Annotated in this window: 12 protein-coding genes; 1 reads left to right on the forward strand and 11 read right to left on the reverse strand. The window is 44.1% G+C overall.

Going from position 1 to position 13609, the window contains the following annotated elements; all coding sequences use genetic code 11:
* Positions 1-271 precede the first annotated feature (271 nt).
* The 7 genes from BKD12_RS02800 to BKD12_RS02830 all read right to left on the reverse strand — a co-directional run bounded on the left by BKD12_RS02800 (position 272) and on the right by BKD12_RS02830 (position 6883).
* Positions 272-589 (reverse strand): type II toxin-antitoxin system RelE/ParE family toxin, encoded by a 318-nt coding sequence (locus BKD12_RS02800; protein WP_070087816.1) that lies wholly within the window; start codon positions 587-589, stop codon positions 272-274.
* A 1-nt stretch (position 590) separates the two neighbouring features.
* Positions 591-869, reverse strand: a complete 279-nt coding sequence (locus BKD12_RS02805) for a type II toxin-antitoxin system Phd/YefM family antitoxin (protein WP_070087817.1) — start codon at positions 867-869, stop codon at positions 591-593.
* A gap of 351 nt (positions 870-1220) precedes the next feature.
* Positions 1221-2138 (reverse strand): LysR family transcriptional regulator, encoded by a 918-nt coding sequence (locus tag BKD12_RS02810; RefSeq protein ID WP_070087818.1) that lies wholly within the window; start codon positions 2136-2138, stop codon positions 1221-1223.
* A gap of 127 nt (positions 2139-2265) precedes the next feature.
* A complete protein-coding gene (locus BKD12_RS02815) occupies positions 2266-2742 on the reverse strand; it encodes a YjiG family protein (protein WP_070087819.1) in 477 nt (158 codons plus the stop codon).
* The gene (locus BKD12_RS02820; protein ID WP_070087820.1) at positions 2742-3410 is read right to left on the reverse strand and encodes a hypothetical protein; all 669 of its coding nucleotides are present in this window, start codon (positions 3408-3410) and stop codon (positions 2742-2744) included. The genes BKD12_RS02815 and BKD12_RS02820 overlap by 1 nt, the downstream gene beginning before the upstream one ends.
* A 51-nt stretch (positions 3411-3461) precedes the next feature.
* Positions 3462-4724, reverse strand: a complete 1263-nt coding sequence (locus BKD12_RS02825) for an amidohydrolase family protein (protein WP_070087821.1) — start codon at positions 4722-4724, stop codon at positions 3462-3464.
* A 377-nt stretch (positions 4725-5101) separates the two neighbouring features.
* A complete protein-coding gene (locus BKD12_RS02830; RefSeq protein ID WP_070087822.1) occupies positions 5102-6883 on the reverse strand; it encodes an IS1182 family transposase in 1782 nt (593 codons plus the stop codon).
* A gap of 196 nt (positions 6884-7079) precedes the next feature.
* On the opposite strand from BKD12_RS02830, the gene BKD12_RS02835 reads away from it, so the two are divergent.
* The gene (locus BKD12_RS02835; protein ID WP_070087823.1) at positions 7080-8381 is read left to right on the forward strand and encodes an IS4 family transposase; all 1302 of its coding nucleotides are present in this window, start codon (positions 7080-7082) and stop codon (positions 8379-8381) included.
* 299 nt (positions 8382-8680) lie between these two features.
* Here the strand turns inward: BKD12_RS02835 and BKD12_RS02840 are convergent, their stop codons facing one another.
* The 4 genes from BKD12_RS02840 to BKD12_RS02855 form a co-directional block, all read right to left on the reverse strand.
* Complete coding sequence (locus BKD12_RS02840; protein WP_070087824.1) at positions 8681-10012, reverse strand: glycoside hydrolase family 32 protein; 1332 nt, start codon at positions 10010-10012, stop codon at positions 8681-8683.
* 219 nt (positions 10013-10231) lie between these two features.
* Positions 10232-11092, reverse strand: coding sequence for a carbohydrate ABC transporter permease (locus tag BKD12_RS02845; protein WP_070087825.1), 861 nt, complete (start codon positions 11090-11092; stop codon positions 10232-10234).
* A complete protein-coding gene (locus BKD12_RS02850; RefSeq protein WP_070087826.1) occupies positions 11092-11964 on the reverse strand; it encodes a carbohydrate ABC transporter permease in 873 nt (290 codons plus the stop codon). The genes BKD12_RS02845 and BKD12_RS02850 overlap by 1 nt, the downstream gene beginning before the upstream one ends.
* Before the next feature lie 15 nt (positions 11965-11979).
* Positions 11980-13362 (reverse strand): sugar ABC transporter substrate-binding protein, encoded by a 1383-nt coding sequence (locus BKD12_RS02855; RefSeq protein ID WP_070087827.1) that lies wholly within the window; start codon positions 13360-13362, stop codon positions 11980-11982.
* Positions 13363-13609 lie beyond the last annotated feature (247 nt).

The following is a 13609-nucleotide window of genomic DNA, read 5'->3' on the forward strand; positions in this document are numbered from 1 at the left end:
AAAAGCGAACCACACAAAAAGGTCGTTCGTCATTCTCACCATAGGATAAACACTCTGAAAAGCCGAAAAAACTACTAGTTTTTTCAGTTTTTCAGAGTACTTATCCACACGGCAGCTTGCTGCCGGTAAGTACTCCATGATTGAATGAATGCACAAAAAGAATCAAAAACAGTAATGTTATTTTCCATAATTCAGCCACCTCTTTTGAACCTGTTCCCAAAGAGTTCGGACAAGTCGAGGGTTATATAAATAGTCATCCCACGTCAATACTCTACAATCCCCGAATAATATTCAAATAATCCTGTCTCTGATCCACAACTGCATAGATAACCACTCTTTTTCTTTCTTCATTCACTTTGTAGAACACAAGGTTTTTTTCTAAAACTAACACTTTATATCCTTGCCGTCTTAAAATTCCATATCTGGGGATGATTTCAATACCCGGATGATTACCCAAATGTAAAATACTTTCCTCTAATTCATCTAATTTCTGCAATGCAGCTTCTGAACCGAAATTCTCGTTGATATAAAGGATAATTTTACGGATCTGCTCATCTGCTGTATCAGTACGAACAACTGCATATTTCATGTTATTTCTCCTTCAACATCTGTCTCAGATCACGGAAAGTATTTTCAACAGGTTCTACCCTTCCGTTCTTCTCATCATCTTCAGCTTCTGCCAGAATTTCCAATAACTCTATTCTTGATTTCATCCTCTTGTATTCATCATAAGAAAGAGAAACAGTATCTCCTCTGCCATTCACCGTGATAATGACAGCCTCTTTATTTTCCCTGCACTGCCTCGATATTTCACTGTAATGATTTCTCAAATCTGCTGATGGACGAATAGATTCTTGTAATGAAAACATGATCGTACCTCCCGTCTTTTTATAGTCGTATTATATCATCTAATGACTATTGTTTCAACTATCCCTCTCACGAATTTACCACACCATTTTTTCAAAAAATGACGATTTTTGACGCTCTCAGACAAAAAGTAAGAACCCGCAAAAACCTTGCAAAATAAGGCTTTACGGGCTCTGACGCTACAGGACACCCCAAAAACGATCCAAGAGGTGAATGTTAATTCCTTTACTTTTCTTCTTCCTCTACCTTGCCAGGATCTCCGGTGCCCGAAAAGCCAGCACGACGATCCCTTCGACGAATCTTGCCCTGATGAATGCACATCTGCTGTAGCGCACTTGTGATCCTGTAGTTGACTATTCAATCTCCTGCATCCACACAGCAACCTCCTCTTTCAAAAGGCTGACATATCTTTGAATCTGCTGATCATGCTGATTTTCTTCCTTCATCAGCAAAACCATACTCCTGTTTGCGTTAGGAATATTTTTTCCTATCAGATGATGACGTTCCAATTCTTTCTTCTGATAAGGGGTACATATCACAAAGCTGTTTGAATTTTCCAATAGTTTAAACCTGGCTTCCCCTGGCTCCATTACGATATGTAGTTTTACTTCTTTTAATAATTTTTCCACCTCTGGCGGGGCATAATTATTTGACAATCCTTCATTCGAAATACAAGGATAGTCCACATAATCTTCCAAATCTACTGTCTCTTTACTGGCAAGGGGATGCTTTTCTGGAAGTACCACATGTAAAGTAGTATAGCCCAGCACCTCCGAACATAACCCCTCCTTCTGGAATTCCTTCTCAAACTGGCCGTATAACTCTTGTCTACATGTAATCACAGACACATCCGCCAAGTCTTGATCTAGAAGATCAATCCCCTCCTTGACAGTACCGATTCTGCGAAGTTTACAATTTAAAGAATGAGCCGTATCGATATAGTTTGTACAGAATTTTGTAAACGCTCTTTCCGAAAAGGGATACGCATAGGTCGCCACGGAAAGCCGAATTCTGGTATCTTCCTCACTAAGCATATATATTTTCTTTATATTCCGTTCGATCGCAAGGGCGTATCTTAGAAATGCTTCTCCCTGCTTGGTCACTCGCATTCCATTATAGGTTCGTTCAAATATCTGATAACCAACCTCCTGTTCCAGCAGTCCCAGAGAACTGCTGGCGTTTGGCTGAGCCATAAACAAGTTTGAAGCGGCCTTTGAAATAGAGCCACATCTGCCGATTTCCAGAGCCAGCAATATCTGTTCTGTTTTCATATTTACACTCCCTCTTCTTTTACTCCTGATATTTTCAGTATAGCATTGGATTCTTGTTTCATCAATGATTCTTAAAAGGGGCGGAACTCCTCTGGTTCCCGCCCCTTTTCCCATAAAGATACTGATTTTAGAACAAAGATACGATGATTTTCATTACAATCATTGACAACAAAGAATTGAGAACATTAATCCCGATTAAAAAACCATAATACTTGTTCTTAACCGTCGCTGTTCCAAGACAGCGCCCCATGTATTGAAGAGAAGCGCCCATCAACAGAATTCCCGGAATCAGGATGGTAATATGGTCATTTCCCAGCGCCCCTGATGCATACAGGCTGGCCGCAGCTCCAACGCCGCCGCCGACTGACAGGAATCCCGCAATAAGAACGGTGGCAGCGATCCCGGGAAGTCCAAAGATCCCCATAATCGGCTGACAGACTTTCCCCAGAATATCAGAAAGCCCTGTCAGGTTCAGAATCTGGATCAGAACAAATGCAAACAATACGTTTGGCACCATTGAATTGATAGATATCTTATAACCATTTCTTGCCCCTTCCACAAAGGCATCTACAATCGTCTTTTTTTCTTTAACTTTTTCTTCCATCAGATCTCCCCCTTACACACTTTGTTCAGATAGATCCTTGTCATATTCGCACCAAATATCTTAAACACAAACACAACGACCAAAGGTATGATGATCGGTACTGATAAAAACGGGAACAAGGCCGCACAGGAGGACAGATAGTTTGTCAACGTGGCGCCTGCAGAGAACTGGAAACAGGCGAAAATGGTCTTCTGCTTTTCATCAATCATTCCTTCCTGTGCCAGTTCAGCTGTCATAGAAGCTCCTGCATCTGTAGACTGAAGACTGGCAATCAAAGTCAGTCCGCAAATTCCTGGAATCCCCATCAGCGGCATCAAAAGAGGCGTCAGCAACTTTTGAGCAGCCCGAAGGCCATCCAGATATTCCACTACCTTCACCACTCCAAGGGCAAGCATGACTGCAGGTACGAGAGTCAGGGCAAAAAGCCAGGCATCTCTCGCGCCGCTTCCGCCTGTTCCTCTGAAATCAGACGCAAGGGTTCCTGCATCTTCCGTAATCTCTCCAAGAGAGCCAAATGAGCCAGAAATATTGGTAAAATCCAGTGCCTTAATCGGTCCCTCAGCAGAGGAAAAGACTCCTGAGAAAAATAGGATTGTAAGAATCAATACAATATAACCATACCAACGGACGGTCACTTGTTCGCTATATTTTTTCCCTTCATTCTCCATATGTAATTTCCTTTCTTTATACCTAAACTGAAAATTCCCTGTCCTGATTTTTTACTCTACTTTAATGGTGGGATAAACAGTTCCTTCCTTCATGACAAAAGCGCAGTCCAATAATGCTTTTGGATCTGTCAAAAGATCCCGCTTCCATGCAGAGATATCCGCTGCTTTTCCTGGTTCTATGCTTCCGATCAGATCTTCCAATCCCAGGATTCCGGCATTAACGCTGGTAGCTGCTTTCAGCGCTCGGAATGGATTAATGCCTGAATTCAGCCAGGATTCATATTCATAGCCGTTCTCATAGGCATTATGCACCGCCACAAAATCTGTACCATACCCTAGACGGATCTTACTGTTGATGATCGTCTCGCGGCCGGCTTTCAGCCTTTCCGAATACTGGCGTAATTTCTTCTGAAACTGCGGTGTTTTCTTTTTCAGAGATTCTTCATTTAAGTTGATGATGTCATCATATGGGCAGAAGGTTGGTACCAGATAAATATCTCGTTCTTCCATTACTCTTGCCGTATCTTCTGTAATTAAAGATCCATGTTCCATCCCGTCGATACCCATTAAGGCTACTTTTTTCATTTGTTCAGAATTATAAATATGCGCAGTCACCGTCCTGCCCAGAGCGTGAGCTGTATCAATGATAACCTTGATCTCCTCATCACTTAACTGCTGATCATCGGGGGTATCATTTGGGGTACTAAAGCCGCCATTGATCATGATCTTAATAAAGTCTGCTCCCATCTTAATCTCATTCCGGACCGCATGGCGGAAAAAATCCACTCCCGTCCCAATGGTAGGTGTCATCTTAGCAAAGGCTTCCGCAAGATCCGGATTCGTCCGAAGATATTGAGAATGATCCCCATGGCTTCCCACATCTGCCATATAATGAGGCGTTACTACCATCCTGGCTCCCGGAAAAAGTCCAAGGTCAATCATCTCGCGGGCCGCAAGACTTCCTCTGGCTTCATAAGTTGAATTCCCAATGGAACGAATTGTTGTAAAACCACGATATAAACATTCTCTTGCATTATATAGATGGCACATGCTCTTCCATGCGGCTCCCCGGTAAACAATATCGTGGTTTCGGGTAGGCCAGTCGATATATTGACTATGCACATGGGCATCGATCATGCCTGGAGTAACTGTACAGTCCGTCAGGTCAATCACTTCCGCTCCTTCTGGGCAGGTAAGATCTTTTCCTACAGCAGCAATCCGATTTCCTTCTACCAAAATCTCCATATCTGGCTGCAAAGCCTCCTGGATACCATCAAACAGTTTCCCACACTTGATCAGTTTGCTATCACTCATTCTAATACCTCCTTTTCGCAACTAAATTGTCTAAACATACCTTTTATCCATGGAAATAGTCTAAATTACTCGAATAATTTTATATTATGTCTAAATTATATGTTGTTTTTTTATAATTGTGAAATATTTATTAAATATAGCTATATATGAAATCTATATATAAACAATGTTATGTTCACGTTACCAGGTACTTACGATTTCATTACTTCTACAGTCTCAGTATCAGGCAATCTCGTATGTAATTTATTCTTCTTTTATAGCATTTGTACACCATTTTTATAACATTTTTTACACTCTCATGCAAAAATAAAAAGGGGCTATCGGGTAATACCGAATTTTAACCCCTAACACGCAGGAAAGAGACAATCCCAGAGAATTCAGACTTTTTTAGGATCTGAATTCTCTGTCGGATTGTCTCTTCCTTTTTCTCCCTCGTATTTCTCGATTTCATGATGCAAGAATCGGTGGTATTTTAGGATGTTCCGGCCTATTGCATACAACATGAATTCTTTATACACTTTTTCCGCTGAACGGTAATTGAAACGACGGAAGTTTTCGTTCTCTTTGATATCTCCAAAGTGCCCTTCTGTCTGGATCGATCGTGTCTGGCGTTTCAGGATCCCTTCTTCGCTCTGGATATTCGCATTGGATTCCTCCCGCAGCGTTTCCCACCGTTCGTTGATCTTCATGACTTTATTCCGATCGGAATCCTTTTCCGCATTGTATCTGTAAAGACATCTGGATTTATGCTCACAACCACTGCAGTCCGCACACCCATAGACCTCCACCGTCTGTGTATAGCCATCCTGTTCTTTGCTTTCCGTCCGGATATGATGTAGTTCCCTTCCGTCATGGCAGATGTAATAATGCTCATCTTCAAAGACAGCGTATGTCATGTTTGAATACTTCCCGATGTCCTCTTTGTATGCTCGTGTCTTCCGTTTCTCATGGTCTTGGAGTTTGATGAAGCTTTTGATCTCATTCTCTTTCAGATACAGCAGGTTCTTCTCACTGCAGTAGCCGCTGTCAGCAGTCACCGCCTCCAGCGTATCCCCAAACGCATTCCGGTGCTTTTCCAAAACAGGGATCAGCGTATTATAGTCTGTCCGGTCATTGCTCACATATCCGTGGATAATGAAGTAGTTCTCTACTGCGATCTGGACATTGTATGCCGGTTTTAGCTGCCCGTTCATCATATGATCTTCTTTCATCCGCATGAATGTTGCTTCCAGGTCTGTTTTGGAATAGCTGTTGCGGTCGTTTCCCATGATCTCAAAACATTCCTTATATTCCATCAGGCGGATCCCGCATTCTTCCAGTTCCTCGTAGAGCCTCTGGATTTCGGGTTTATGCTTTCCTTTCCCGTAAACGAATCCGATCCCTTCTCCTTCCGCAATCTGTATCAGGTTCTTCTGCAGCTTCAGGATCTCAAGCGGGGAACAATGGTCAATCTCAATGATCGTGTTATTGGGGAGTTTCTTATGCTTTGTCAGCTTTCGTTTCCTGTTTTCTTCAATGACCTTCCGGACTTTAGCCATTCCTTCGATCACAAACATCCGGGCATCCCCAATGTCGTATTTGGGACCGTACCCGTTCTTGAGCAGAAACGTATTATACTTTGCATAAAGGGCATCTATGGTGTCCAGCAGGCTGGCAAGATGATAGTTGAGGCTGCCCCGCCAGACGAACGTATATCTGTTTGCGTTTGCTTCGATCTTTGTCCCATCGATGTAGAGCTCTTTCAGCGTGATAAGGCCTTCCTTTTCCAGGCGGCGCATAAACTGGTAATTCAGTTCATCCAGAACTTCTCCCGTCAGCTTTTTCCCTTTAAAATCGTAAAAAACATCCCGCTGAGGCTTCTGTCCTTTGGTCAGCCAGATAAAGGCAAGATCTCTCTGGCATAAGTCTACAATACGGTCAACAGCCCTGACCCCGCGCATGTTTGCGTAGGTAACAACAGCATACAGCATGATTGGGTTAAACCCGGTTCTTCCCTTATCTGAATAACAGGCCAGCAGGCCTGAAAAATCTAATTCCTCCATCACGTTTTTCAGGGTATAGACTGGATCATCATCGGGTAAACTCAATTCGAAGAAACTGAAGTTAATTTTTTGTTGCCCAAAATCAAAAAAGTCGTTATAATAATCTTGTTTTAGCATAGTTCCATTATAACATGGAACGGAGAGAAGGATGGTTGTCGTTCAATGTCATTAAGATAAGGATAATCATCTCAGAGTGAAAAGAGTGGAATATGTAGAAATGCATATTCTGCTTTTTTATATTAAAAATCAAAAAACACTTGACAAATACAGTAAAATTTGCGGCGAAGCCCCTTGATTAAAGGAGGCAACGCAAATGAAGCTAACTGCAGATGATCTGAAAAAATGTTTAAATGAGTGTATTTCAGAAATTGTATTTCACCATAACGAATTTTCTTTAGTTCCAAAAGCTTTTTCCAGAACACGAAAATGGCCATTAGACAAACTAATTCATTTTATTCTTTCTTTCGGAAGCCAGTCGTTAGGAACGGAAATACTTGAATATTTTCAATTTCAAGACGGCTTTCCTTCAGTATCTTCTTTTGTTCAACAACGAAAGAAGCTGTCCTTTCAAGCTATGGAGAATCTCTTTAAATTATTTTATAACCGAACAGAATCTGATCCGGTTTTGTTTAAAGGTTATCGAATTGCTGCAATAGATGGCAGCGAACTTTCTTTGCCGTATAACCCAAATGAAGAAAACGTAATCGGAGAGAATCATCATTCCACCTTGTATCTAAACAGTCTGTATGACGTATGTGGTAAAATTTTTATGGACAGCGTCATTCAACATGGAAAAGAAAGGAACGAAACAGATGCAGCATGCATTATGGTTGACAGAATTTCTGAAAAATATCCGGTCATTATCATGGCTGACCGGGGATACGAGAATTATAATCTGTTTGCCCATATAGAGGAAAGACTTTTTGATTATGTAATTAGAATCAGAGATCTGGGAGCAATCAGAACTATGGCATCTGGATTTGATTTCCCATCAGATGGTCCGTTTGATCTGATGCGAGATGTAGTAATAACGAGACATTCAACTGGTCCATGCATAGTGAATCGTATTAAATACAAATATTTCAGCAAAACCGCTCGATTTGATTATATAAAAGATAGTAAATCGAATGATTATGAACTGACCATCCGATTTGTACGGTTTCAATTGGAAAACGGTAGTTATGAACTGATTGCTACGAGTCTTTCAGAAGATGAATTTTCAGCCGAGGAATTAAAAAAGCTTTACCAATTGCGCTGGAATATAGAAGTAGGGTTTAGAGAAGCAAAATATATTTTAGGTATGGAAGCTTTCCATTCAAAGCAAGAGAATTCTATTTGTCAGGAAATTTATTCAAGAATTATTATGTATAATTTTAGTATGTTGATCACTCTGGGAACAAAAATTCCCGAAAAGGAGCGAAAACATCAGCACCAGATTAATTTTTCAAGGGCAGTCCGAATCTGTATTGCGTTTTTCAAGCAAACAGAAAACGGACCACCAATTGATGTCGAAGCCACCATAGTAAAGTTCTTATTACCCATAAGATCCAACCGCTCCCGACCAAGAGATACTGTTAGTGCATGTGTGGTTTCGTTCAATTATAGATTAGCATGATTCTAATAAAAATCAATCTATTTTTACTCCTTTATAACGAAGGAGTTTTTCCCATGTCTAACTTTCTGTAAAAAAGAGAAGTTCCGAAGAATGATACATTTTTATATCAGTTCTTCGGAACTATGGGTTTGTTCCAATGTTATCTTAATGACATTGGGTTGTCGTTAGCCATCTTTTTCTCTTTTTAGGGGATAAATTCAGGGACAGGTGTGACTCGCACGAGTCACACCTGCCCCTGTGTGGGACTATCTATTTCCCGACAGCCCCATTCGCACATACAGCATATTCTTCTTATCAGATTATTCTTCCACCAGCAGTTCTTCGATCTTCCCCGCCAGCTTTTTCCTAAGCCCATACACCACATGGGTGATCACATACTGGCCGTCGTTGACGAACACCTCGATCAGATGAGGCGACACGAAGATATCCAGCTGGCACGTTTCTTTTCCGGTCTTCGGAGTCTGCGCCTTTGTCCGGTAATTCCCAAGCTCCGGAAATACACAGCTCCGGTCTGTACAAACGCATCCGTCTTCCATCGTGATCTGATAGCCGCAGACATTTAAAGTCTCGCCGTCACGGATCGGCGCCTTGATGCGAAACGGCCGGTCCATATCGATCTCATCCAGGGACAGGCACCTTCTGGAATAGCAGGCGTCCACGTGTGGATGCACCCGGAAATAAATGTGGCCATCTTCCACATCCACCGCCCGCGGCATGCTCATCATGCCGATCCAGCTGCCTCTTTTGTCCTTCTCGTCCCGGACCACCTCCGGCATCCGGATCCAGCCGATCATCACCCGCCGTCCGTCCTCGTCCAGCGTGGTCTGCGGTGCATAAAAATCCAGCCCGTAGTCGATAAAGCGGAACTCTCCTAAAAGCCGCATGCTGCACTCCGGAAGCTTCAAGTCAGCCAGCCCGCACTTTGCATGGTGCCGGTGTTCGATCCCTGCCTCTGTCACATTCATAGGCGAACCAACGAACACGTAGGTATCGCCGATCCGAAACACATCCGGGCACTCCAGGGTCTCGCCAAAGGCCGGCGTACGACATTCGCCCGCATATTCCCAGCTGGTGCCGTCCGCACTTCTAAAGAACACCGCCCGCCCGATCTCCTTCTGGTAGGTACTGCCAAGCACCATATAATAACGGCCGTCTTCTTCCCACACCTTAGGATCCCGGGTATCCTTGATATCCCCTTTCTCTTCATCGGTGATCACAGGAATGATCTGCCTCTTATCCTTCCAGTTGTCAAAATGCCTGCCGTCCTCCGAGGTGATCATGGCCTGGGAAGCCTCATAGCAGTCATTCCAGGAACAGTGGATATCCTCCTCGTTAGATTCCAGATACCGCACTGCCGTATAGTAAAGATGCAGTTTTCCGTCAATCTCCAGGGCGCTCCCGGAAAAAATACCATTTCTGTCATAAGCCTTGGTAGGGAATACCGCAATTCCCAGATGTTCCCAATGCACCAGGTCTTTGCTGACCGCATGTCCCCAGTGCATGGTCCCCCACCGGGTTCCATAGGGAAAATACTGGTAAAACAAATGATATTCCCCTTTATAATAGATAAAACCATTCGGGTCGTTGATCCAATTTCCCGGGGCTTTTAAATGTAAGTTGTCTCTGATCATGTCTGAAGCCTCGTTTCTAGTTTACTTATTTTCACAATTTTTGTGGCTCTTGTTATTCCACCGGATTGTTCCGTGCTCGCACTTTCACAATCCGGCCCTATATTCGCATATCGTGGGATATTCATCCCACTTTTATGCTCATATAAGGGCGGTTTCCAAGGTCTTTTGCCCACTTATGAGCAAGTTCATGTGGGGTCAGACCTTTGAAACCTGGAATCACTATTTCACAGCTCCTGCCACAACGCCTCCGATGATCTGTTTCTGAAGTGCCACATACAGGATCATGATCGGAATGACACAAAGCAGAAGTCCTGCCATGATTGTACCATAGTCTGCCGAGTATGTACCATAAAAACTATAAGTAGACAGCGGCAGTGTCAGAAGTTCTTTGTCCGTCAGCACCAGCGACGGCAGAAGGAAGTCATTCCAGAACGCCATGGAGTTCAGGATCACCATGGTGGAAATGATTGGCTTTAACAGCGGCAGTACGATCTTAAAGAACGTCTGTGAGTGAGTGCAACCGTCGATGTAAGCCGCTTCCTCCAGTGCGATCGGCACGTTTCCCCGGATAAATCCGTGGAACATGAACACGGACATTGCCATGGAAAATCCAGTGTGCATAAAGATCAACGTCAGCCGGTGATTCAGGATATTTAATGTTCCTCCGTAAATGCTGACCAGCGGGATCATGATCGCCTGGAACGGAATGATCATGGACGCCACCATCAGTGCAAAGGTCAGCTTGGAAACCATATTCTTGTGACGCACGATATAGTATGCCAGCATAGCTGCCAGGATGGTTACCAACACCGTCGCAGATACCGTTACGATCAGGGAGTTCTTGAACGCATTCAGGAAATCCATCTGCGTAAATGCATTGACAAAGTTATCAAAGGACAGGCCCTTGATGGTAAACAGCCAGGAAAACGGGCTCTTGATAATATCTCGTTTCTCTTTCAGAGAGTTGATCACCACCATCAGGAAGGGAAACATATATGCGATAAAGATGATGATCAGGCCGATCATGGCCAGTGCATTGGCTAATTTTCTTTTATTTCCGCCGATTGTCGTCTTATTCATTATGCCTCTACCTCCTGTCTCTTAGTCAGATATACCTGTACTCCACTTATGACCGCTACAATGACAAACAGGATCAGGGCTTCCGCCTGTCCTACGCCGAACTGTCTGGATGTGAAGGCCTTTTCATATACATGCATAGCCGCCATCTCTGTGGTTCCGTACGGTGCGCCGCCGGTCAACGACAGGTTGACATCGTAAACCATGAACGCTCTGGACAGCGTCAGGAACAGACAGATCGTGATGGAAGACATCATCAGCGGGAGAATGATATTTTTCAGTTTTACCCAACCGGTCGCTCCATCAATGCTGGCCGCTTCTATAATATCCTCACTCAGTCCCATGAAGCCGGCCACATAGATCAGGATCATATAACCGGACAGCTGCCATACACTGACTACAACCAGCGCCACGAATGCTTTGGTCGGATCTGACAGCCAGGATACTTCGAACAGTTTCCATCCGGTTGCCTCTCCGATGCTGACGAATACACGTGAAAATACAAACTGCCAGATATATCCAAGAACGATACCGCCAATCAGGTTCGGGGTGAAGAATCCGGCCCGGAAGAAATTCTGGCCCTTGATCCCCCTGGTCAGCAGAAATGCGATGGCAAATGCGATCACATTTACGATAATGACAACAAGAATCACATATTTAAATGTCAACAAAAGCGAGTCCCAGAACGCACTGTCTTTCATGACCCCGGCAAAATTCTCAAGTCCTACGAAATTCTTGACAGCTGCTACGCCGTCCCAATCTGTCAGTGTCAGATATACACCGTAAATAAACGGGACGATCACTACTGCCAGGAAGCAGAACAGCCCCGGCAGAGCAAAAAAACAGAACTCTTTTCCTCCATTTTTCGATCTCATGATTTTTCCTCCCTTTTACTCCTGCTCATCCCAGTAATCTTCTATCTCTTCTATCAGTTCCTCCCGGTCGCAGCGGTCCGCCATATATTTCTGCATCGCTGCACCCAGAACCGACCAGTGGTCATTCGGGACGATAGCTGATGCATTAAATGTGGTTCCTGCGTGTACCTGTTCATAAATGTTTTTACTCAGCGGATCCTCCGGTTCATAGGGATTATTCTGGAACGGCGGGATGATGCTGCAGGTCTTCACCAGCATCTGCTGTCCGATCTCGCTGTAAACGATCCAGTTCAGGAATTCCTTTGCTGCCGCCTGCTCCTTTTCTGTTGCCACCTGGCCGTCCAGCATTACCTGCTTGGAGGGAGACGCCTGGATCTTCTGGTTTGCAAAATCGTCAGGATCATCATTCATAAAATAGGGAAGGAATCCGTACTCATCCCCGGTCTCGGCTCCGGCCTCTTCAAGATTTGGCCATGCCCAGTTGCCGTTGAACCAAAATGCTGTCTTTCCATCTACCAGATCGATGGCCATCTCATCATAATCGGCTCCCAGCGGATCGCCCTTTGCCACATTATATTCTTTCAGGATATCAAACATATCAAGGAACTGAGACATGCGGTCATAGGTTTTCAGATCCAGTGTTCCGTCCTTAATCTCTTCAATCGCCTTTGCAGCTCCTTCGGAAGTCCCGTCATAGGTCTCATAAATGTACTGTAAATGGTGGGCTCCTACAGACCAGTCATCTTTTGCCAGAGAGATCGGCTTCTCGATGCCTGCGTCCTTAAGCCTGTCCAGAAGCTCTACGAACTCCTCCTGGGTATGGATCGAAGACGGATCAAAGCTCTCTCCTAACGCATCCTCGATCACCTTCTTGTTGTAAATGATCCCGCGGCCTTCGATACAGAGCGGGAAGCTGTAAACCTTTCCATTCACGGTAGTCAGATACCCTTCCGCTTCGGCGGTCCAGGGCTCATTGGAAAGATCTGCCGCCTTTTCTTCTGCCAGTGCAATTACGTCTGTCGTATCCAGAATAGAAAGTGTAGGCGGTGTTCCGGAGTTATAAAGACTGACTACCTTTGTATAGGGAGAATCTCCGTCCGTTACCGGCATAACCTCCACATGTACCCCCGACTTTTCCTCGAACACCTTGCTCATCTCCTCCAGCGCCGTCTGGATCTCCGCTTTGGAGTTCAGAAGTGTAATGCTGGTGCCGTCAAGCGAGGTATCATACTCAAAGGAATCCACGGATGTATCGATCGGCACCGTCTTTTCTTCTTCATTCGGATCGTCCGGGTCGCTGGCAAACCCAAAACGTACCCCGCATCCGGCAGCCATTGTCAGCACCAGCGCCACGGCAAGCCCGCAGGCGGCAGCCCTCGATACGATTTTCTTCTTCATAGTCTCTCCTCCTTCATATTTTCGTTCTTAAGTAACCGGTAAAGTAACCGGTTACTTTATGGTCTCATCTTAGCACCAGCTAAGCATTTCGTCAACAAAATCCACTTATTTTTATTGTTTTTGTTAATACTATCCGAATTTATACTCTGCCCTTTATTGATTATTTACAAAACCGGTTACTTAACCGCTACTTTCTTGTCTCTACTGTTCGTTTTTGCTATAATTAATCTATATTCAGGCTGAAAAA

Origin of the sequence: Merdimonas faecis (assembly GCF_001754075.1) — a bacterium.
Classification (GTDB): Bacteria; Bacillota; Clostridia; order Lachnospirales; family Lachnospiraceae; genus Merdimonas; species Merdimonas faecis.

What these genes read in the sequence shown, in the direction of transcription:
- BKD12_RS02800 (WP_070087816.1), bottom strand. Translation starts at nt 589, where the DNA reads ATGAAATATGCAGTTGTTCGTACTGATACAGCAGATGAGCAGATCCGT.
- BKD12_RS02805 (WP_070087817.1), bottom strand. Translation starts at nt 869, where the DNA reads ATGTTTTCATTACAAGAATCTATTCGTCCATCAGCAGATTTGAGAAAT.
- BKD12_RS02810 (WP_070087818.1), bottom strand. Translation starts at nt 2,138, where the DNA reads ATGAAAACAGAACAGATATTGCTGGCTCTGGAAATCGGCAGATGTGGC.
- BKD12_RS02815 (WP_070087819.1), bottom strand. Translation starts at nt 2,742, where the DNA reads ATGGAAGAAAAAGTTAAAGAAAAAAAGACGATTGTAGATGCCTTTGTG.
- BKD12_RS02820 (WP_070087820.1), bottom strand. Translation starts at nt 3,410, where the DNA reads ATGGAGAATGAAGGGAAAAAATATAGCGAACAAGTGACCGTCCGTTGG.
- BKD12_RS02825 (WP_070087821.1), bottom strand. Translation starts at nt 4,724, where the DNA reads ATGAGTGATAGCAAACTGATCAAGTGTGGGAAACTGTTTGATGGTATC.
- BKD12_RS02830 (WP_070087822.1), bottom strand. Translation starts at nt 6,883, where the DNA reads ATGCTAAAACAAGATTATTATAACGACTTTTTTGATTTTGGGCAACAA.
- BKD12_RS02835 (WP_070087823.1), top strand. Translation starts at nt 7,080, where the DNA reads ATGAAGCTAACTGCAGATGATCTGAAAAAATGTTTAAATGAGTGTATT.
- BKD12_RS02840 (WP_070087824.1), bottom strand. Translation starts at nt 10,012, where the DNA reads ATGATCAGAGACAACTTACATTTAAAAGCCCCGGGAAATTGGATCAAC.
- BKD12_RS02845 (WP_070087825.1), bottom strand. Translation starts at nt 11,092, where the DNA reads ATGAATAAGACGACAATCGGCGGAAATAAAAGAAAATTAGCCAATGCA.
- BKD12_RS02850 (WP_070087826.1), bottom strand. Translation starts at nt 11,964, where the DNA reads ATGAGATCGAAAAATGGAGGAAAAGAGTTCTGTTTTTTTGCTCTGCCG.
- BKD12_RS02855 (WP_070087827.1), bottom strand. Translation starts at nt 13,362, where the DNA reads ATGAAGAAGAAAATCGTATCGAGGGCTGCCGCCTGCGGGCTTGCCGTG.